General features: G+C 65.9%; 22 protein-coding genes. 11 read left to right on the top strand and 11 right to left on the bottom strand.

Going from position 1 to position 20,358, the window contains the following annotated elements:
* Positions 1 to 59 precede the first annotated feature (59 nt).
* From C3B78_RS14510 to C3B78_RS14470, 9 genes are all read left to right on the top strand, one after another.
* Entirely contained in the window at positions 60 to 1,772 is a 1,713-nt protein-coding gene (locus tag C3B78_RS14510) for a glycoside hydrolase family 13 protein (RefSeq protein ID WP_104998677.1), read from the top strand.
* Between the two features lie 34 nt (positions 1,773 to 1,806).
* A complete protein-coding gene (locus C3B78_RS14505) occupies positions 1,807 to 2,748 on the top strand; it encodes an aldo/keto reductase (RefSeq protein ID WP_104998676.1) in 942 nt (313 codons plus the stop codon).
* Positions 2,749 to 2,915: 167 nt separating this feature from the next.
* Positions 2,916 to 3,779, top strand: coding sequence for an HpcH/HpaI aldolase/citrate lyase family protein (locus tag C3B78_RS14500; protein ID WP_104998675.1), 864 nt, complete (start codon positions 2,916 to 2,918; stop codon positions 3,777 to 3,779).
* Between the two features lie 29 nt (positions 3,780 to 3,808).
* Positions 3,809 to 4,741 (top strand): DUF2797 domain-containing protein, encoded by a 933-nt coding sequence (locus C3B78_RS14495; protein WP_234005400.1) that lies wholly within the window; start codon positions 3,809 to 3,811, stop codon positions 4,739 to 4,741.
* Between the two features lie 22 nt (positions 4,742 to 4,763).
* A complete protein-coding gene (locus C3B78_RS14490; protein WP_104998673.1) occupies positions 4,764 to 4,988 on the top strand; it encodes a DUF3188 domain-containing protein in 225 nt (74 codons plus the stop codon).
* Between the two features lie 40 nt (positions 4,989 to 5,028).
* Positions 5,029 to 5,490: an FAS1-like dehydratase domain-containing protein gene (locus C3B78_RS14485; protein WP_104998672.1), complete on the top strand. Its 462-nt coding sequence runs from the start codon at positions 5,029 to 5,031 to the stop codon at positions 5,488 to 5,490.
* Positions 5,491 to 5,492: 2 nt separating this feature from the next.
* On the top strand, positions 5,493 to 5,930 hold the full coding sequence (locus C3B78_RS14480) for a MaoC family dehydratase (RefSeq protein ID WP_104998671.1): 438 nt from the start codon (positions 5,493 to 5,495) through the stop codon (positions 5,928 to 5,930).
* A 39-nt stretch (positions 5,931 to 5,969) separates the two neighbouring features.
* Positions 5,970 to 7,037: a UDP-N-acetylmuramate dehydrogenase gene (locus C3B78_RS14475; RefSeq protein ID WP_104998670.1), complete on the top strand. Its 1,068-nt coding sequence runs from the start codon at positions 5,970 to 5,972 to the stop codon at positions 7,035 to 7,037.
* An 87-nt stretch (positions 7,038 to 7,124) separates the two neighbouring features.
* On the top strand, positions 7,125 to 8,234 hold the full coding sequence (locus C3B78_RS14470) for a winged helix DNA-binding domain-containing protein (protein ID WP_104998669.1): 1,110 nt from the start codon (positions 7,125 to 7,127) through the stop codon (positions 8,232 to 8,234).
* Between the two features lie 84 nt (positions 8,235 to 8,318).
* Here the strand turns inward: C3B78_RS14470 and asd are convergent, their stop codons facing one another.
* The 11 genes from asd to C3B78_RS14415 form a co-directional block, all read right to left on the bottom strand.
* Positions 8,319 to 9,461 (bottom strand): aspartate-semialdehyde dehydrogenase, encoded by a 1,143-nt coding sequence (gene asd, locus C3B78_RS14465; RefSeq protein WP_104998668.1) that lies wholly within the window; start codon positions 9,459 to 9,461, stop codon positions 8,319 to 8,321.
* A gap of 65 nt (positions 9,462 to 9,526) precedes the next feature.
* Positions 9,527 to 9,937: a hypothetical protein gene (locus C3B78_RS14460; protein WP_104998667.1), complete on the bottom strand. Its 411-nt coding sequence runs from the start codon at positions 9,935 to 9,937 to the stop codon at positions 9,527 to 9,529.
* A complete protein-coding gene (locus C3B78_RS14455) occupies positions 9,934 to 10,575 on the bottom strand; it encodes a hypothetical protein (RefSeq protein ID WP_104998666.1) in 642 nt (213 codons plus the stop codon). Before C3B78_RS14455 ends, C3B78_RS14460 begins: the two co-directional genes overlap by 4 nt.
* A 20-nt stretch (positions 10,576 to 10,595) precedes the next feature.
* On the bottom strand, positions 10,596 to 11,639 hold the full coding sequence (locus C3B78_RS14450; RefSeq protein ID WP_158677253.1) for a WXG100 family type VII secretion target: 1,044 nt from the start codon (positions 11,637 to 11,639) through the stop codon (positions 10,596 to 10,598).
* Between the two features lie 112 nt (positions 11,640 to 11,751).
* Positions 11,752 to 11,970 (bottom strand): NF038396 family protein, encoded by a 219-nt coding sequence (locus C3B78_RS14445; RefSeq protein WP_104998664.1) that lies wholly within the window; start codon positions 11,968 to 11,970, stop codon positions 11,752 to 11,754.
* A gap of 3 nt (positions 11,971 to 11,973) precedes the next feature.
* Entirely contained in the window at positions 11,974 to 12,558 is a 585-nt protein-coding gene (locus C3B78_RS14440) for a dihydrofolate reductase (RefSeq protein ID WP_104998663.1), read from the bottom strand.
* On the bottom strand, positions 12,555 to 13,358 hold the full coding sequence (locus tag C3B78_RS14435) for a thymidylate synthase (RefSeq protein ID WP_104998662.1): 804 nt from the start codon (positions 13,356 to 13,358) through the stop codon (positions 12,555 to 12,557). Before C3B78_RS14435 ends, C3B78_RS14440 begins: the two co-directional genes overlap by 4 nt.
* A 44-nt stretch (positions 13,359 to 13,402) precedes the next feature.
* Complete coding sequence (locus C3B78_RS14430) at positions 13,403 to 14,371, bottom strand: NUDIX hydrolase (RefSeq protein WP_104998661.1); 969 nt, start codon at positions 14,369 to 14,371, stop codon at positions 13,403 to 13,405.
* Between the two features lie 11 nt (positions 14,372 to 14,382).
* Positions 14,383 to 16,632: an RNA degradosome polyphosphate kinase gene (locus C3B78_RS14425; protein WP_104998660.1), complete on the bottom strand. Its 2,250-nt coding sequence runs from the start codon at positions 16,630 to 16,632 to the stop codon at positions 14,383 to 14,385.
* Between the two features lie 128 nt (positions 16,633 to 16,760).
* The gene (gene mshD, locus C3B78_RS14420; RefSeq protein ID WP_104998659.1) at positions 16,761 to 17,732 is read right to left on the bottom strand and encodes a mycothiol synthase; all 972 of its coding nucleotides are present in this window, start codon (positions 17,730 to 17,732) and stop codon (positions 16,761 to 16,763) included.
* Positions 17,733 to 17,765: 33 nt separating this feature from the next.
* A complete protein-coding gene (locus C3B78_RS14415) occupies positions 17,766 to 18,464 on the bottom strand; it encodes a winged helix-turn-helix transcriptional regulator (RefSeq protein ID WP_104998658.1) in 699 nt (232 codons plus the stop codon).
* Positions 18,465 to 18,803: 339 nt separating this feature from the next.
* Between C3B78_RS14415 and C3B78_RS14410 the strand changes: the two genes are divergently transcribed.
* Both C3B78_RS14410 and C3B78_RS14405 read left to right on the top strand, forming a co-directional pair.
* The gene (locus C3B78_RS14410; RefSeq protein WP_104998657.1) at positions 18,804 to 19,571 is read left to right on the top strand and encodes a permease; all 768 of its coding nucleotides are present in this window, start codon (positions 18,804 to 18,806) and stop codon (positions 19,569 to 19,571) included.
* Positions 19,572 to 19,742: 171 nt separating this feature from the next.
* The gene (locus C3B78_RS14405) at positions 19,743 to 20,351 is read left to right on the top strand and encodes an FABP family protein (protein ID WP_104998656.1); all 609 of its coding nucleotides are present in this window, start codon (positions 19,743 to 19,745) and stop codon (positions 20,349 to 20,351) included.
* Positions 20,352 to 20,358: the final 7 nt, after the last annotated feature.

Genomic DNA, 20,358 nt, shown 5'->3' with positions numbered 1-20,358 from the left:
CGGGCAGCTAAATTTAGAACCAAAATAAATATAGTCGACAAGCAGCAAAGGATCACCCCTTGTCCACCACCGCCACTCTGGCAACCCTTTCCGATTCCCACCGCCCGGCCGATCCCAACTGGTGGCGCCAAGCCGCTGTGTACCAGATCTATCCGCGCAGCTTCGCGGACTCCAACGGCGACGGCATCGGCGATCTCAAGGGCATCACCGCCAAGGTCCCTTACCTGAAATCGCTCGGGATCGATGCCGTCTGGCTGAGCCCGTTCTACCCCTCGGCGCTTGCCGACGGCGGTTACGACGTGGACGACTACCGCGACGTTGACCCGAAGCTGGGCACGCTGGCCGATTTTGACGAGATGGCCAAGGCGCTGCACCAGGCCGGCATTAAACTCATCGCCGACATCGTCCCCAACCACTCCTCCAACCGGCACCAGTGGTTCAAGGAAGCGCTCGCTTCCCCGAAGGGATCACCCGCACGGGACCGGTACATCTTCCGTGACGGCAAAGGCCCCAACGGCGAGTTCCCGCCATCGGACTGGGACTCCGTCTTCGGCGGCCCTGCCTGGGAGCGCATCACCGAGCCGGACGGCACCCCCGGCCAGTGGTACATGCACATCTTCGCCAAGGAGCAGCCGGACCTGAACTGGTCCAACCGGGAAATCCGCGAGGACTTCCTGAAGACCCTGCGCTTCTGGTCCGACCGCGGCGTGGACGGCTTCCGGGTGGACGTGGCGCATGCGCTGACCAAGGACCTCACCGAACCGCTGCTGTCCAAGCTGGAACTGAGCGCGGCCAACACCGGCGTGGACGGTTTCGACGACGGCACGCACCCCTTCTGGGACCGCGACGAAGTGCATGAGATCTACGCCGAATGGCGCGAGGTGTTCAACGAGTACAACCCGCCGCGCACCGCCGTCGCCGAGGCATGGGTCCATGCCACGCGCCGTGCCCGCTACGCCAGCCCCGAGGGACTCGGCCAGGCCTTCAACTTCGACCTCCTGCAGGCCGACTTCGACGCGGCGGAGTTCCGCGAGATCATCACGCGCAACCTGGCCGAGGCGGCTGCCACGGGAGCCTCCTCCACCTGGGTCTTCTCAAACCACGACGTTGTCCGCCACGCCACCCGGTACGGCCTGCCGCAGGTCTCCAAGGGCAAGGAGCGCACCAAGGGCCAAGACGGCAAGGACTGGCTGCTGGCCGGCGGCCCCGAGGAGGAGCTGGACGTGGAGCTCGGTGAACGCCGTGCCCGCGCCGCCACGCTGCTGATGCTCGCCGTCCCCGGCTCTGCCTACCTGTACCAGGGGGAGGAGCTGGGACTCCAGGAAGTGGCGGAGATCCCGGAATCAGAGCGCCAGGATCCCTCGTTCTTCCGCAACAAGGGCGTCGAAATCGGCCGTGACGGCTGCCGGGTGCCCCTGCCCTGGAAGGTCGAGGGAACCTCCTTCGGCTTCGGCGACGGCGGCGCGCACCTGCCGCAGCCTGACTGGTTCAGCAAGTACGCTGTCGAGGCGCAGGACGGGACCGAGGGTTCCACGCTGGAGCTCTACCGCAAGGCCCTGAAGCTCCGCCGCGAGCTGCAGACGGACGAAGTGCTGGAATGGGTGGATACCGGCAACCCGGAGGTCCTCCACTTCCGCCGCCCCAACGGCTGGCAGTCCGTGACCAACTTCGGGGACACCGCCGTCGACCTCCCGGCAGGCGCCGTCCTGGTCAGCAGCGATGTCCTGGAGGACGGCAAGCTGCCCGCTAACACCACCGCGTGGCTGCGCTGATGCCGGTACCGGCCCCTGAAGGGCGGGATGCCTGATGCAGGAACTGATTTATGGCTGCATGGGCCTGGGCGGCAGCTGGTCCGACGAGCCGCATGCCACCGAGCATGTGGACGAGGCCGCTGCCGCCATCGAAGCCGCCCTGGGTGCGGGAATCACCCTGTTTGACCACGCGGACATCTACCGCAGGGGCAAATCCGAGGCAGTCTTCGGCGAGGTGCTGGCGTCCACTCCCGGGCTGCGTGACCGCATCCGGCTGCAGACCAAGTGCGGCATCCGGCTCAGCGAACCCGGGCAGCCCGGGCACTACGACCTCAGCCGCGGAGCCATCCTGGAACGCGTCAACGAAAGCCTGAAGCGGCTGCGGACGGACTACGTGGACATCCTCCTGCTGCACCGCCCGGATCCCCTGGCGGACCCGGCGGAGGTGGCGGCCGCCGTCGGGCAGCTGATGGCCGAAGGCAAGGTCCGGCAGCTGGGTGTTTCCAACATGTCCGGCGCGCAGATCGAGGCCCTGCAGGACCGGCTGGAAACGCCCGTGGTGGCGAACCAGCTGGAAATGAGCCTGCTCAAGCGGGCATGGCTGGAAAGCCAGGTGCTGGTCAACCACGCCGAGCACCTGGACTACAGTTTCCCGCACGGCACCCTGGAGTACTGCGTCCGGAACTCCATCACGCTCCAGGCCTACGGCTCGCTCGCCAAGGGCCTGTACACGGGGGCGGAACCGGAGAGTCCGGCGTCGGCGGAGGCAGCCACCGTCGAGCTCGTGGCGCAGCTGGCGGGGGAGTACGGCAGTTCCGGGGAATCGGTCCTGCTGGGATGGCTGATGAAGCACCCGGCCGGCATCGCGCCGGTGATAGGAACCGTCAACCCGGGCCGGATCCGGGCCTGTGCCGACGCCGCGCGCGTGGCCGAGGCGATGACCCGCGCGGACTGGTACCGGCTGTGGGTCATTGCGCGCGGCAGCAACATCCCCTGATCCACCCCAACTGAGTGGCAGCAGGTGTCGTTTTGGCGCCCCGGATCGACACCTGCTGCCACCTGCTTTCGCTGGCCGGCCGTCATATCCCGTTTAGTTCGTATTGAACCTCCCGTGCTGGCCGTTTTTGTGCCCCGTGCCCCTGCCCGGGCGGATACGGTAGATACATGACGTCTACCATCGCCACCGAGACCGTAAGGCCGGAACGCAATATCCCAGCAGAGATCGCCCGCTCATGGCTCCTTGTGAATGCCATGAAGACGGAGCTTTTCGACCAGTCGGCAGTGTCCCGCGCCGATTCGATCATCCTGGATATTGAAGATGCGGTGGACCCCTCCCAGAAGGACCATGCCCGGAACAACGTCATTGACTGGCTGACTGCCGGCGGCAAGGCCTGGGTCCGCATCAATGACGCCACCAGCCCGTTCTGGGCAGCGGACCTGGCCGGCCTCCGCGGCACGCCGGGCCTGCTCGGCATCATGCTGGCGAAGACCGAATCCGCGGACCAGGTGACTGAGAGCTTCCACCGCATGGACGGCAATACGCCCGTGATCCCGCTGGTGGAATCCGCCGTCGGCATCGAGGAAGCCAACAACATCGCCAAGGCGCAGGGGGCCTTCCGGCTGGCCTTCGGCTCCGGCGACTTCCGCCGCGACACCGGCATGGCCGCCACCCCGGAAGCCATGGCCTACCCGCGCGCCAAGCTTGTGGTCGCCAGCCGCGTCGGGAACCTGCCCGGGCCCATCGACGGCCCCACGGTGGGCACCAACCACCCCATCCTGCGCGAACAGACCGGCATCACCGTGATGATGGGCATGACCGGCAAGCTCTGCCTTGCCATCGACCAGACCCCCGTCATCAACGAGGTCATCAGCCCCACGCCGTCGGACGTCGCCTGGGCCACCGACTTCATGGCCGACTTCGAAGCCAACGGCCGCGTGATCCGTGACGGGTCCGACCTGCCCCGCCTGGGCCGCGCCGAGAAGATCATGAAGCTCGCGGTAGCCTTTGGGGTGCAGCCCGCACTGTAGAACCCATGCTTTTCACCCCAGGAGACCCCGTGACCGGTACGCGCTATCTGGTCCACGGGGTCTTTTGGCCTGCGGCGGACGATTCCGCCAACGGCGCGCCTCCTGTCTTGCGGCTGCAGGCTCCGGACGGCACCTTCCAGGAAACAGCGCTCGACGACGGCACCCGCCTGGGCATCCGGCTCGCCGCCGAAGGGAAGTCCTGCCTCGGCCACCACCGGGTCCACGGCCCGGCCCGCCGGGACCACATCCTCTGTGCCGAACGCCTGCCCTCCGCCCGTGGACATCAGTGCGAACGGTGCTTTGTGGCGGACGACTTCCGGCTCATGCACGACTTCCACCGGGACGGCCGCGTCCCGCCGGGCCTCCGCAGCTACCTGATGCAGCCGCACTGGCTGTATATCGCCACCTTCGCCGACGGGGCCAGCAAGGTGGGAACGGCCTCCAATCTGAGGAAATGGCAGCGGCTCGCGGAACAGGGTGCGGTGGTAGCGAGCTACGTGGCGCGCGCCGCGGACGGGCGGATAGTGCGGATCCTTGAGGACCTTGTAACGCGCGACTGCGGGCTGCCGCAACAGGTGCGGTCAGCCGCCAAGGCAAGTGCCCTGGCCGGCCCCGCACCGGCGGGCCGGCTCACGGCGCACAATCTGACGCTGGCGGCCACCGCGCGCCAGGTCATTTCCGGCTCCGGCCTGGAAGGTTTCGAGGTGGTGGACGAGGCCTGGCGCAGGCCCGGACTGGCCTGGCGGCTGTGTTCGGCAAGCCCCAGGCACGCCTACCCCCACAGCCTGGCGTCCGGGCCGCACGGCTTCACCATCCAGTCCGTCAGCGGCAGTTTCGTGCTGGCCGCCCTCGGTGGAACGGACCTCGAATTCGTCGTGGACCTCGGCCGGCTCAAAGGCAGAACCATCGAACTGGGAGACTATTCCTCGGAGGTCCCGGCCGTGCAGGAAGCCCTGTTCTGAGGTTGCCCGGTAGACTTTCAGGGTGCTGAACGAATTCTGGGCCACCGCGCCAACCCGCTACAAAGTCCTGGTCTTCAGTGCGATGGGAATGATCGCCGTCGGCATCATCCTGAACCTGGTGGGCAACACCAGCGGCAACTCCGTCCTCGCCACCGCATCCCTCCCGCTGATCGGGCTGGGCCTCGTCCTTCATATCGCCGGGATCGTGGTCCGCGGCCAGGCCATCCGGAAGAACCTCCGCCGGTAACCTTTCGGGCGCCCCGAAGCCTGGCGATAGGCTGGAGCCCATGACTATCAATCCGGACCTGCAGGGCCGAAGCTACCCTGCTGCAGAGGTGTACGACGTTGGCCGCGAGAAAATCCGCGAGTTTGCCCGCGCCGTGAAGGCCGCCCATCCTGCACATTTCGACGTCGACGCCGCCAAGGCCCTGGGGCACGCGGATCTTGTTGCCCCTCCGACGTTCGCCATCATCATCGCCCAGCGCGCCGACGCACAGCTCATCGAGGATCCGGAGGCCGGCATCGACTTCTCCCGCGTGGTCCATGCGGACCAGCGCTTCACCCACCACCGGCCCATCTTCGCCGGCGACCGCCTGGTAGCGGAGCTCCACGTCGACGGCGTCCGTGCCATGGGTGGCGGGGCAATGATCACCACGCGTTCGGAGGTCTTTTCCCTCGGTACGGACGATTCCCGCGAGCCCGTCACCACCACCACGTCGTCCATCCTGGTCCGCGGAGAGGGACAGTAACCATGAGCCTCAGCATCCACGACCTCAGCGCCGGCCAGGAGATCGGCAGCCGCACCATCGAGGTCACCCGCACCGACCTGGTCAAGTACGCCGGAGCATCCGGCGACTTCAACCCCATCCACTGGAACGAAGCCTTCGCCACCAGCGTGGAACTGCCCGGCGTCATCGCCCACGGCATGTTCACCATGGGTTCGGCCGTGCAGCTGGTCACTGACTGGGCAGGCGACCCGGCCGCCGTCGTCGACTTCCAGACCCGCTTCACCAAGCCCGTCCTGGTCACGGACACCACGGGTACAGACGAACCCGGCGCCACCATCGAGGTCAGCGGCATCATCGGAAAGCTCGACGCCGAGGCGAACACCGCGCGTGTTGACCTCACCGTAGTTTCCGCGGGACAGAAGGTCCTGATGAAAGCCCAGGCCGTCGTCCGGCTCAGCTGAGCCGGGAAGCGTGTCCCACTTTCCCGATAGGGTTGTCTGGTGACTTCCACCCTGCTCTCCCAGCTCACAACGGCCGCCGTCGGGGGGCCCGCCGGCACCTACATCGAGGCCCGCACCGAGGCTGAGATCATCGAGGCCGTCCGGTCAGCCGACGCTGCCGGGGAGCCTCTGCTGATCATCAGCGGAGGCTCCAACCTGCTGGTTTCCGACGACGGGTTCCCCGGCACCGTAGTGAAGATCGCCTCGGAAGGCTTCGCGGTCAACGCGGAGGATTCCTGCGGCGGCGTGGCCGTGGTGGTGCAGGCCGGCCACAACTGGGACAAGCTGGTGGAATACGCTGTTCTTCACGCGTGGTCCGGGATTGAGGCCCTCGCGGGCATCCCGGGCTCCACGGGAGCCACCCCGGTGCAAAATGTCGGCGCCTACGGCTCCGACGTGTCCCAGACCATCGCCGCTGTCCGGACCTGGGACCGCCAGCGGAACGCCGTGAAGACCTTCACGAACTCTGAGCTCAAGTTCGGCTACCGGGACTCCATCCTCAAACAGGCCACCACGAATGGCTCGCCGCGCTACGTGGTGCTGACCGTGGAATTCCAGCTGCCCATCGGCCGGATGAGCGCTCCCATCCGGTATGCGGAGCTGGCCCGCTCACTGGGCGTGGAGCAGGGCAAGCGCGCCTACTCCACGGACGTGCGGCGGGAAGTGCTGCGGCTGCGGGCTTCAAAGGGAATGGTGCTGGACCCGGCGGACAGGGATACCTATTCCACGGGGTCGTTTTTCACCAACCCGATCGTCCCCGCCGAAATCGCGGCAGCCCTGCCGGAAAAGGCGCCCCGCTACCCGGCAGGCAATGACGGGATGGTGAAGTTGTCCGCGGCCTGGCTCATCGACCAGGCGGGCTTCAGCAAGGGCTTTGGACTGGAGCCGGGCAGTGTGAGCGGGGGCCGGGCGTCCCTGTCCACCAAGCACACGCTCGCCATTACCAACCGCGGCTCTGCCAGCGCCCAGGACGTGCTGGCGGTGGCGCGGGAGGTGCGCGCCGGCGTCGAGCAGCGCTTTGGCATCCGACTGCACCCGGAACCCCTGCTTATCGGCTTGACGCTTTAGTCCTGGCCGCTTAGTCCTGGCCGCGCCGCTCTCCCCGTTCCCTAACGGGCTGTGCGGGCGGGCCGGGAACGTGCCTAAGATGGGCCCATGGCTGCTGACCTGCACCGTTCCAACCGCAAAACGGTGGGCCGCCTGAGGATGGCCTCGCAGGGCCTCGCAGGCGGAGCCCGGCCGTCCAGCTCGGTTGCTGATGCTGTCCGCTGGATGACCGCCATGCAGGCGCAGGACCTCCAGGCAGCGATGTGGGCTGTGGGCGCCAGGGTTCCCGGATGCGGCCTCACCGACGTCCGGTCCGCCATTGATTCAGGTGCTGTGGTGCGGTCCTGGCCGATGCGCGGGACATTGCACCTGGTGGCTCCGGAGGACCTGCGGTGGATGCTTGGGCTCACAGCGGACCGGCTCACCAAGATTATTGCCGCGCGGCACCGGGAGCTGGAAATCACGTGGGCGGACATCGAGAAATGCCGGGACATCGCGCTGGACCATATTGCCGGCGGCGGTCCCGCCAGCCGCACCGAACTGTTCACCGCCTTCGACGCAGCAGGGCAGCCGACGAAGGGCCAGCGGGGCATTCACATCCTGGGGACCCTGTGCAGGCACGCGTGGCTCGTTCAGGGGCCGCTGGCCAAGAACCAGCAGCTGCTGGTGGCCTTCGAGGACTGGATACCCGTTTCGCGGAAGCTGGAACGGCAGGAGGCCGTCGCAGAGTTCCTGCTGCGGTACCTCCGCAGCCATGGCCCGGCCACCCTGCGCGATTTTGCCTGGTGGACCCAGATTCCCCTGGCTGAGGTCCGGGCGGCGCTCGAGTCCGTCCGCGGCCTGCTGGTGGATTTCCGGTTCGACGGCGGGGACTTCTGGATGTCGCCGGAGACCGCCTCCCTGTTGGACACCGGGGTGCCGGGGGCCCGGTCAATCCTGCTCCTGCCCGGCTTCGACGAGTTCCTGCTGGGCTACACGGACCGGCGCGCCGTGCTGCCGCCGGAGCATTCGGGCAGGATCGTCCCCGGCGGCAACGGCGTCTTCAAGAAGATACTGGTGGCCGGGGGAGAGGTGATCGGCACGTGGTCCCGCGACGGCACCGGCCCGCGCGCCGGCGTCGTGCCTGAACTGTTTGACGCCGCCCGGCCGCTAGGTCCGGCCGCCGAGGCAGCTTTCGCCAAAGCAGCCCAGCGCTACTTCACGTTCCTCAGCACCTGACAAAACAACGCGGGGTCACTTAGCGACCCATCCGGGGTGCGGATCGGGCGGTAAGTGACCCCGCGTTGCTCTGTACGGGGAGAGCTACAGGTTCCCGGTGGCGATGTTGAGCATGCGGCGCAGCGGCTCGGCAGCACCCCAGAGGAGCTGGTCACCCACGGTGAAGGCGCTGATGTACTGCGGGCCCATTTCCATCTTGCGGATGCGGCCCACCGGAATGTCAAGGGTGCCTGATGCGGCAACCGGCGTCAGGTCAGCCATGGAGGCTTCCTTGGTGTTCGGAACCACCTTGGCCCACTGGTTGTCCTCGTCGAGCAGCTTCTCGATCTCGGCGACGGACAGGTCCTCGCGGAGCTTGAGCGTCAGGGCCTGCGAGTGGGACCGCATGGCGCCGATCCGGACACAAAGGCCGTCCATGATCACGCGGTTTTCCTCGGAGGTGCCCAGGATCTTGTTGGTCTCGACCCCGGCCTTCCACTCTTCCTTGGACTGTCCGTTGCCCAGGTCTGCGTCGATCCAGGGGATCAGGGAACCGGCCAGCGGAACGCCGAACTGGGTGGCGTCGATGTCCGTCCGCTGGTGGGCAAGGACCTTGCGGTCAATGTCCAGGATGGCCGACGCCGGATCGTCCAGTTCCGTGCTGACCTCGGCGTTGAGCGTGCCGAACTGGCTGAGCAGCTCGCGCATGTGCCGTGCGCCGCCGCCGGAGGCAGCCTGGTAGGTCATGGAAGTGCCCCACTCCACCAAGCCGTTCTTGAACAGGCCGCCGAGGCCCATGAGCATGCAGGAGACCGTGCAGTTGCCGCCGATGAAGTCCTTGGTGCCGTTGACCAGGCCCTTGTCGATGACGTCCCGGTTGATCGGGTCCAGCACGATGATTGAATCGTCGTTCATGCGCAGGGTGGAGGCGGCGTCGATCCAGAGGCCGTCCCAGCCGCGGCTGCGCAGCTCACCGTGGACCTGCTTGGTGTAATCGCCGCCCTGGGCGGTGACAATAATGGGCAGCTTAGCCAGCGTGTCGACGTCGAACGCGTTTTCGAGCTTGCCGGCACTGCCTGCTGCTGTTCCGGCCAGTGTCGGCGCGGCACCTCCCGCGTTGGACGTGGAGAAGAACACCGGGTTGATGTTGGCGAAGTCGCCCTCGTCCTGCATGCGCTGCATGAGGACGGAACCGACCATGCCGCGCCATCCGACCAGGCCGACGGAAGGGGTAGCTGCTGTAGTCATTCGTCCAGTTTAGACTTCGGAACCGGGACGGCGCAGTCGGTTACGTCACGGTGCGGAACGCGTTGTTACCAGTCCGGCCTGCTTGAGCGGCGGGTAGGGGGTTCAAGTGTTTTCCCCGCTGCCTTCCGTAAACGTGTGGCTTTGCGTTCCTTGAAGTAGTACGCCCATGACGTCGGGACAAGGAAAACCACAACGGCGCAGCCGATAATGAATTGCACCCAGTTGGTGACCCCCTCACCTGTGAGGAGAATGATGGCGGCCCCGACGACAACCGCGGAGAAGACTGAGATCAGAATAGCCAGGAAGAGCAGGCCACCGGCCGAATTTATGGGTTTGATGACACTGCCGGTGGAGCCCTTGTAGACTCCGTACTCCTCCGGCGTGAGTCCCTGCCTCGCGGCTTCCAGTTCGACCTGGCGCTTGTAATAGCCCTTGCGCCGGGCCGGAGGCTCAGCAGGCGGAATCTCGTTGCTCATGGAGTTTCTCCCCGGGTTTCCCGAATGGACGTGAGCAGCCCTGAAGTGTCCAGGCCGGTGGTTTCCTCGACATCCGTTGTGGGATCGACGACTTTGGCGACCGCCCAGCCGAGGCCGTCCGGTCGGATCAGCAGGTGGTCTTCGCCGGACATCGACTTGACCCTGATGAATGCGGTCCCTTGGGGATTGGCCTGGGTGTGCGCTTCGATAACGGAGAGTTGGGCGTCAGCGCCGTCAACGTCGGGGTCTTGGGCGAAGACAAACCAGGTGCCCAAGGTTCGGGGCTGCATAAGCAGGGATACCTTGTCGGACTCGACGTGTACGACAGTGTCGGTTTTCTCCCCGTCGACAAGACTGATTTCGGTCCAGCGGACCGCCTTGGACAAGGCATACGCGGTGGGTACTGCCGGCCCTTCCAATTCAAGGTCGTCGTCGACGCTCGCGAAGCCGCGGCCCAGAAGCGACGATCCTCCGGCGATGCAGATTGGATCGGACTGCACTTCCTCTTCCAGCCGCAGTACCTGGCCGGACTTCTTGGCAGCTTCGGTATCAAACCTTTTGATGAGGTAGGCGATTTCGGCGAAACCGAAGCCCACTGCAGTGCCGGGCGACTCGGTGGAGTCGATGCTGGTTGTCACGGGATTGTCCTTTGGTTGAGTTATCCGAATCCGAGGAAGCTGGCGGCGCTCTTTCCGAGGTCCGCCAGGTTCTCGCCGGTGTCTTCGACGAACTTGCCTGGATCTTTCACAGCGCTGGCCACAGTGTCCGCGACGGTGCTGGCAGCACCGTTCACGAACTCCTTGACAGCAGGAATTTCGTAGATCGCGATTCCCGCGCTGGCCACCGTGCAGATGGTCCCGGCAGGCGGCGGAAGGAAACACGCTACGCCAAGCACTGTCTTTGCCCCCGACCAGAGGGCATCCTCCGTTTTACCCGCCGCGATGTAACCGGCTGTGTCGAATGCATTCAGGCCCACACCAGCCCACCCCAGGCCGCGGCCGAGACCGCCTTTCCCAAGGCTTTCCATGATTGAGCCCTGGCCTTTGAACAGCCACGGGCTCTCCTTGAAGACCCCACCGAATTGGTTGAGGGCCGGGACGTATTTCTGGAGATTCTTGAGTCCGAGGAGGTCTGTACCGGAATCCAGCAAGTTGTAGGTGACGCTTTGGGCCGGAAGCTTGGCCCAGAGGGCTGCATCAGTGAAGCTGTCGAGCCCTTTGGAGGCCATGGCGGCGAGTCCAAAGACACTTTTGGGCAGGTCCAGGGCTGCCTTTCCCGTTCCCCGGAGCCCCCAGGCATCCCTGAATGGTGAACCCGCCGCGAGCCAGTCCGGGCCCCACGGGTTGTTGCTGCCTTGTCCGGGGACAGTCCCGCCCGGACCGCCGCCCGGCGCTCCCGCGCCGCCTGTCCCGGGCGTGCCGGCACCACCGGCGCTGCTCGCCCTGTCCTGTTCGTCGGCGTTGGTGAGCAAAAGCTTTGATTCCTGCTTCAGGCGTGCAGCCGTCTTCTGCAGGAGCGCACGGTGGTTGCCGTTCCAGTCGGAACGGAAATGCTCAGCGTCCTGGCCCTTCCAGGAAGGCGTGTTGTTGATCTGGCTGCTCAGCTGCGTGGACTGCTGCAGCAGCAGGTCCGCCGTTGTGCCGAACTGCTTCGCGAGCGTCCGCAGCTGCTCAACGTCGGCGCCCCACAAGTTTCCTGCCACCAGGCATCCCCCAATCTTTTGAAACAGCCGTCCTTGACGCTGCAGGCCCCAGCCTAGTTAACAACCCGGGGCGTGCGCGATGGGGTGTCCTCCCCATCCTCGAACAAGGCCACTAACGAGTGTCGGATTCCTCCCGCACAGCAGCTTTTCGGGCACGCAAGGCGAAGAATGCACCGAACGCGAACACCTGCGTCACCACCACCAGCACGATGGCTCCGGCGATCTTGTTCCCGCCCAAAATCATGGTGAGCCCAACGATCGCGGACAAGAGAGCCAGGAGCGGGAGAAGCATGTACCCGAGGACAAACAGGGTTTCCGGTTTCTTCAGCATGTCCTAGCCCTCGGTCCTTGACCATTTGGTGAACCTGTAGCGCGTGCCGTTGGCGGCCGTGAGCCACCCGTCGGGAGGGACGGAGGCGGATGCCTCCCAACTGGTGCCAAGCTCCGGGGCGAACGTGTCGCCGTCGGCCTCGACGTCGATGGTGGTGACCACCGCAACGTTGGCGAGCTCGGTGGCCTGCCGGAAAATCTCGCCGCCGCCCAGGATCCAGACCGTGTCCCCGCCATCCACGAACTGCGATTCCAGCAGCGCGTCGTCAAGGGAGGGAACGACGACGGCGCCCTCCGCCTCGGGCGTTTCGGCCCAGCTTTTCTGCCGGGTGACCACGATGTTGGTGCGGCCGGGCAGGGGGCGGTACTTGTCCGGGAAGGACAGCCACGTTTTGCGGCCCATGATCACGGGGTGGCCCATGGTCAGCCGGGTGAAGTGCTTGAGGTCCTCGGGCAGGTGCCACGGCATGTCGCCGTCCTTGCCGATGACACCGTCCGGGGTCTGCGCCCAGACCAGGCCAACGCCCGTCACGGAGGCGGCAAGTTCTTCAGTGAAGGACTGCGGGTCAGTGAAGTTCTCGGTGCTCATACGGCGATCGGGGCCTTAATGGTCGGGTGGTGTTTGTAGCCCACCACTTCGAAGTCTTCCAGCGTGTAGTCGAAGATCGACGCCGGCTTGCGGGTGATCCTCAGCTGCGGGTATTCGTACGGCTCCCGCTCCAGCTGCTTGAGGACCTGGTCCATGTGGTTCTCGTAAATGTGGACGTCTCCGCCGGTCCAGATGAACTCGCCGGGCTCCAGCCCCACCTGCTGCGCCACCATGCAGGTGAGCAGCGAGTAGGAGGCAATGTTGAAGGGGACGCCCAGGAACATGTCCGCGGAGCGCTGGTACAGCTGGCAGGACAGTTTGCCGTCAGCCACATAGAACTGGAAGAAGGCGTGGCACGGGGGCAGGGCCATGTCCTGGAGTTCGGAGACGTTCCAGGCGGACACAATGTGCCGGCGTGAGTCCGGGTTGGACTTCAGGTTGTCGATCAGCTCGGCGATCTGGTCAATGTGGCCGCCGTCGGGAGTGGGCCAGCTGCGCCACTGCACGCCGTAGACAGGTCCGAGGTCGCCGTCGGCGTCAGCCCATTCGTTCCAGATGGTGACGCCCTGGTCCTGCATCCATTTAATGTTTGTTTCACCGCGCAGGAACCACAGGAGCTCTACTGCCACGGACTTGAAGTGCACCCGCTTGGTGGTGATCAGCGGGAAACCCTTCGTCAGGTCGAAGCGTATTTGGCGGCCGAAAACGCTGGTGGTTCCGGTTCCGGTGCGGTCCGATTTGTGCGTGCCGGAAGCCAGGACATCGCGGAGGAGGTCTTCATAAGGCGTTGGGATGCTCACGGCTAAAGTCTACTTGGCTGGTCCGGAGAGCAGCTGCGCGACATTCAGTCGTCGAACGGCTTGAACTGCTCCACCGCCACAACCCGCGCCTGCCCGCCTGGTGCCACGTGGCACACCACCAGTTCGCCGGGGCTGAGGTACGGCTCCTTGGCCGGCAGGAGGGCGCGCAGGTGCGCCGGCATGTGCCGGCTGAGCTGGCTGAACACCGTGGGCAGCGCGGGGCGGTGCGTGCAGATGACCACCGGACGCTGCTTGTCGAAAAGGCCCTCGATGACGGCTGCCGTTTTCTTGGGGCTCCGCTGGTGCCGGTGCTCCGTGAGCGGCTCCGCCAGCTTCACCTTCGCGCCCGCCGCCTTCGCGTAAGGCGCCACTGTTGCCACGCACCGCAGCCAGGGGCTGGTCACCACGCGGAGCGGCTTCCAGGCGTGCAGCAGCCTGCTGACGGCCTGCGCCTGCCGTGTCCCCGTGGCGGCAAGCGGCCGCTCGCCCTCCGCCTTGCTCCAGGATGAGCGCGGCTTGGCCTTGGCATGGCGGAGCACTATGAGCGGCCACGTGTCCAACTCCCCGCGCCTGTGCGCGTCGTGCAGGTACTGAAGGGGCACGACGTCGGAGGGGTTGGACAGCAGCGCAGCCGCCTTCTCGGGGGCGCACCACATGACGCTGTCCACCTCCTTCCCGTCGGGAAGGAGGCTGACCCCGTTTGCCTTGACAGCCCAATAGTGGACCACCTTGAGGCCGGAGGCCACGTGGTAGTGGATGGGCGGCAGGGGGATGCCCAGCTGGGCGATGAGCCCGATTTCCTCCTGCACCTCCCGGACCGCGCACTCCGGCACCGTCTCGCCGTCGTCGATCTTGCCCTTGGGCCACGACCAGTCGTCGTAGCGCGGGCGGTGGATCAGCAGGACCTCAAGCTTGTCCTTCACCACGCGCCAGGGCAGGGCGCCGGCAGCTGTTACGGCTACTGGTTCCCCGGGGTGGTCTGTCTGGTCTGCTACAAGTGCATCGCTCGACAAAACAGTGGCCCTTAGCGCCGGCTCAGGCTGCGCTGCCGGGGGCGGGAGGCCAGCAGCCAGGACTGGACGTCTTCAAGCGGCGTTCCGTCCTCGGACAGGTGGTGCCGGGTCCAGACCCCCTGGTTGTCGAGGTGCCAGCTGGCGGTTTCCGGAGCCATGTAGCGCTTCAACAGGTCAAGGACGTAGCTGATGTCGTCGGCGCTGGCCAGCTGGACCAGGGCCTCCACCCGGCGGTCCAGGTTGCGGTGCATCATGTCCGCCGAACCGATGTACACCACGGGATCCCCGCCGTTGGCGAAGGCGAACACGCGGGAGTGTTCCAGGAACCTGCCCAGGATGGAGCGGACGGTGATGTTGTCGCTGAGGCCCGGCACTCCCGGGCGGAGGGAGCAGATTCCGCGGACCACCACGTCCACTTTCACGCCGGCCTGCGAGGCGCGGTACAGGGAATCGATGATGGCCTCATCCACCATGGAATTGACCTTGATCTGCACCCGGCCGGGGATTCCGGCACGGGCATTGCGGATTTCAGTCTCAATGCGGTCGATCAGCCCTGAACGCACGGAGCGTGGAGCGACCAGCAGCCTCTTGAACGTTGACTTGGGCGCGTAGCCGGAGAGCTGGTTGAACAGCTTGGACAGGTCCTCGCCCACCTGCTCGTTGGCGGTCAGCAGGCCCAGGTCCTCGTAGTAGCGGGCAGTCCGGGGGTGGTAGTTGCCGGTGCCGATGTGGCAGTAGCGGCGCAGCCCGTCAACCTCCTGGCGGACCACCAGCGAGAGCTTGCAGTGGGTCTTGAGTCCCACGATGCCGTAGACCACGTGCACGCCGGCCTGTTCCAGCTTGCGCGCCCAGGAGATGTTCGCCTGCTCGTCAAACCGCGCCTTGATTTCCACCAGGGCCAGGACCTGCTTGCCGGCCTCGGCAGCATCGATCAGCGCGTCGACGATGGGGGAGTCGCCGGACGTGCGGTACAGGGTCTGCTTGATGGCCTGGACCTTGGGGTCCGCGGCAGCCTGCTCCAGGAAAGCCTGCACGGAGGTGGAGAACGAGTCGTAGGGGTGGTGGAGCAGGATGTCCCGCCGGCGCATGGCGGCAAACACGTTCGCGGCCTTGGACGTCTCCGACTCATTGAGGTACCGGGACGTGTGCGGGACGTGCTTGGGGTAGTGGAGGTCGGCACGGTCGATGCCGGCAATCACGGACAGCCCGCGCAGATCCAGGGGAGCCGGAACGGAGTAGACCTCGGATTCGTCGACGCCCAGCTCGCGGATCAGCAGCGCGCGGATGTTCGGGTTGATGTCGTTGGTGACCTCAAGCCGGACGGGCGGGCCGAAGCGGCGGCGCAGGAGTTCTTTTTCGAGGGCCTGCAGGAGGTTCTCGGCGTCGTCCTCCTCCACCTCAACGTCTTCATTCCTAGTGACGCGGAAGGTGTGGTGCTCCAGGACCTCCATCCCAGGGAAAAGCTTGTCAAGGTGGACGGCAATGACTTCCTCAAGGGCGATGAAGCGGGCCACGCGCCCGGCCACCGCACCGGCACGGGGACCGTCGATGGAGATCAGGCGCGGGAGCTGGTCCGGTACCTTGACGCGGGCGAAGAGCTCCTTGTCGCTGACCGGGTTACGGACCACAACGGCGAGGTTGAGCGAAAGCCCTGAGATGTAGGGGAAGGGGTGGGCCGGGTCCACCGCCAAGGGCGTGAGGATGGGGAACACCTTCTCGGCAAACATCACACTGAGCTGCTGCTTGGCGGTCTCATCCAGTTCGTCCCAGTGCATGAGGTGGATGTGTTCATAGGCCAGGGCGGGGCGGATCTGCTCGGCGTAGACCTGCGCGTGCCGCTGCTGCAACCGGTGGGCCTCTTCGCTGATCCGTTCCAGCACCTCCACCGGGCTGAGGCCCGCGGGGGAGGGGACGGCCAGGCCGGTGGCGATGCGCCGTTTGAGGCCGGCTACCCGCACCATAAAGAACTCGTCCAGGTTGGAGGCGAAGATCGACAGGAAGCTGACGCGCTCCAGGAGGTGGAGGGTGGCGTCCTCGGCCAGTTCCAGCACGCGGGAGTTGAAGCTGAGCCAGCTCAGCTCCCGGTCCAGGAAGCGGTCCGGCCGGATGTCGCCCTCCGGCTGCAGGTTCGGCGCGAATTCGGGGATGTCAATGCGGTCCTGGGTGGCGCGCGACGCCGGAACCTCAGAGGAACCGAAGCGGGCACGCACCGGCACGGCAACATCCTGTGACGTGGCTGATCCGGAAGGTTCCGGGTTCATGGCATCTCCTTTACCTGGCGGTTGATGCTGGCGCTTCCGGCCTGCGCGGTCCTGCTTCAACCTTACAAGCATTCAGCTGGCCCAAGACCGCGGATTTCCGGCCCCACCTTCATGAACCGCCTGCAGGACTAACCGGCTGCCACCGGCCCGTACATTACGTCCATGTCCCAACGGGTGAACCCCAGCCGCCGGTACAGCGAAACTGCGGGGACGTTGTCGGCATCGGTGTAAAGCATGACGGCGTGCAGCCCCAGGTCCTGCAGGTACCTGATGCCGGCCAGGGTAAGGGCCTTGCCAAGGCCCATGCCCTGCGCTTCAGGGGCAACACCCACCGCGTACACCTCGCCGATGGCCGGGTGGGGTCCGTGCTTGGGGTGGACCTTGGTCCAGTGGAAACCCAGCAGCCTGCCCTGCCGATCCTCGGCCAGCAGGAAGCCTTCAGGGTTGAACCAGTCCTCGGCCATGCGCGCCTCAAGGTCGGCCCGGGTAAGGCTGCCCTGTTCGGGGTGGTGGGCGAAGGCGGCCCGGTTGACGGCCAGCCAGGCTTCCTCATCCTGCCCGGGAACAAAGGCGCGGATTGACACGCCCTCCGGCAGGACGGCCTCGGGAAGGTCCGCCCCCGCCGTCGTCATCCTCATCTTCCAAAGCTCACGCACCGGCCCGAAACCGTAGCGGGCAGCCAGTTCCGCGGCGGCCTCGTGGTTGCCGTGGGACCACGCCTTCAATCCGTTTAGGCCGCGGCTGTCCTGAAGGGCACCCACCAGGCGGTCTGCCACGCCCTGGTTCCGGTAGCTGGGGTGGACGGCGATCTCCAGCACTCCGGTGCCGTCGGGGGATTCCACCACCACGGCAAATCCGGCCAGGTCCTGCCCGCTGGCGGGATCAGAGTCCTCGTCAGGGGCATACAGCGCCAGGGTGAGCACCGAGTGCTCCGCCGAATCGCCGGCGCGCATGGTCACCTGGGTCTGCTCCGAAATGGAAGGATTACCGTCCGATTCCTCTGCCGCGGTCAGGAGGTCCCGGCAGTCCTTCAGCAGCTGCTGGTCAACCGCGCCCCGTTCAGCATGGACGGGCCACTTCTCTGGGTGCGCTGGAGTCATGAGGCAAGGCTATACGGGAAGCGGCTCCGGCGCTCAGGCCTCGGTGAGCTCATCCTCCTGCTGCCGCACCAAGGTCAGGCGGTAGCCCACGTTGCGCACGGTGCTGATGAGGTTCTCGTGATCGGCGCCCAGCTTCGCCCGTAGGCGGCGGACGTGGACATCCACGGTGCGGGTGCCGCCGTAGTAGTCGTAGCCCCACACTTCGGTGAGCAGCTGCTGGCGGGTGAAAACGCGGCCGGGGTGCTGCGCCAGGTACTTCAGCAGCTCGAATTCCTTGAAGGTCAGGTTGAGCGGTGCGCCGTTCACGCGGGCGGTGTAGCTCGCTTCGTCGATGACTACGCCGGCGGCCCGGATCTCCGTCGGCGTGTCCTCCTGGTCCGGGACGGCGCGGGCAACAGACAGCCTGATCCGGGCTTCCACTTCAGCAGGCCCGGCGGAGTCCAGCACGATGTCGTCCACGGCCCAGGCCGAGGAAACAGCCGCCATTCCGCCTTCGGTCAGGATCAGTACCAGGGGCGCGCTCAGGCCGGTGGCCTTGAGCAGCTGGGTGAGGGAGCGGGCGCCCACCAGGTCCTTGCGGGCATCCAGCAGCACGATGTCGCAGGGGTCCGTCTCCAGCAGCGCGGTGGGCTCGGCAGGGAGGATGTGGACCCGGTGGTTCAGCAATTCCAGGGCGGGCAGGATGTCCACCGAAGAGCCAGGGCTGTTCGTCAAGAGCAGGATGTGCGACATTGTTCCTCCAAGGGCCGTCCGCGCATCATTGGGCGACTGAACCGGGTTTCCACCGGCCGGTACTGGCTTCCTGCTCGGGTCTCCGGCCATTGTTCAGGGCGCCGGCCGGCAACCTCAGCAGGGAGCGTAGCTGAGCTTTGAGTATACCCGGCGGTGCCTTCGCAACCATGGATTCGGCCCGGATGAGGGGACGTTTTGCGACATATGCCGTTCATATAAGGCAGGATTGAGCCAAGGGCCCCGACGCCCTCCGCGAAGGGCGGCCCGCCTTTCCAGGTCGCCGCCAGGATGGGATTGCAGCGCAGTGAGTGCAGAAACTAAGTCCAGGCCGGGTTCCGCATGACGGCGGAACTGCAGGCTCCTGCGCGGCCCTTGGGCTCGTGGACCATCGGCGTGGTGGGAATGGCCGGCCTGGCCGCGATCATTGCCGGCGTCTATACGTCCCGCGAGGTGCTCGTAGGCGTGGCGGTGGCCACCGCCGCCGCCATCGGCGTCGGCTGGCCGCACTTTCTCCGTATTCCTGCCAAGAAGACCCTGGCAGCAGTGATTGCCGTGCCAGGCGCCGGAGCCGCGCTCGGTGCCGGCCTGGCTCCCGCTCCCGGGTACCTGGACTGGACCCCCGCCTTCATCGCCCTGGGCATGATCGCGGTCTTTGTGGTGCAGTTGATCCGCGGAACCGGGCAGGCGCAGCGGCTGGAATCCACGCTGGGATGCTGCGTAGGCGTGCTGCTCGCCTGCCTGGGCTCCGGTTGGATAGCGGGTGCGCGGTTCAACGGTGTCCGGGAGATGCTCCTGGTGGCGGCCATCAGTGCCGCAGTTGCCCTGCTGGCCGGGCTGATCCGCTGGCCGGACAGCGTGGTGGCGCCCCTTGGAATCGTGCTGGCCGGCCTTGCCGGGCCCCTTGCCGGACTGGTGTTCTCGGACATAGCCGTCCTGCCGGCCGCCATCTTCGGCGTAGTGGTTGGTGCAGTACTGGCAAGCTTCCGGCGGCTCGTCACGCTTCGCGGTGCACCCCTTAACATCCAGGCAGCCCTTAGCATGGGCCTAGCTCCTGTCTCCGCGGTGGGTTCCCTGGCCTACTTCATAGACAAACTTCTCATCTACTAACGCGTTAGGATGGCACCATGTCCGTACTTGCTTTTGAAATCTTCTTCCTTGTCCTGCTCGGCATCGCCAGCCTCGCCATGGCCTGGTTTGCCGGCTTCGTGGTCTACCGCCTGTTCAAAGGCCAGAAGTAGTCCCCTTTTCCGGAGCTAGCCGTTTCCCGAGGTAATCGCAGTGCCCATTGAGATTCCCACAGACCTGACTCCCGAACTTGTTCCGCTTTCCTGGCTCATTGGTGAGTGGGAAGGCCGCGGCCGCCTCGGCAGCGGGGACGAGGACTCGGAGCATTTCCTGCAGCACGTGTCCTTCACCCACAACGGGCTGCCGTACCTTCAGTACCGCGCGGAGAGCTGGCTGACGGACGACGACGGCACGCGCCTGCGGCCGCTCACCGTCGAGACCGGCTTCTGGGCGCTGGAGCGCAAGCAGCTTGATGCCGACGGCGGCCCGGGCCTGATCCCCGCGGACATCGTTCCGGCGCTGAAGAGTGCCGACGAAGTGGAGGCCCTGCGCAACAGCGAGGGCGGGTTCGACATCTCGGTGTCCATTTCGCACCCCGGCGGCATTTCCGAGCTCTACTACGGGCAGATCAAGGGCCCGCAGATCCAGCTCACCACGGATATGGTGATGCGCGGCAGCCATTCCAAGGACTACAGCGCCGCCACGCGCATCTTCGGCCTGGTAGACGGGAACCTCCTGTGGCGCTGGGACGTGGCCGTTGGCGGCAAGGAAGGAAAGGGCCTGGAAGCGCACGCCTCGGCCTTCCTGAAAAAGGTCTCCTGACCCCTAC

The sequence above is a fragment of the Arthrobacter sp. PGP41 genome, from assembly GCF_002953935.1.
Taxonomy (GTDB): Bacteria; Actinomycetota; Actinomycetes; order Actinomycetales; family Micrococcaceae; genus Arthrobacter.
This window is presented reverse-complemented; position numbering and strand designations above follow the sequence as displayed.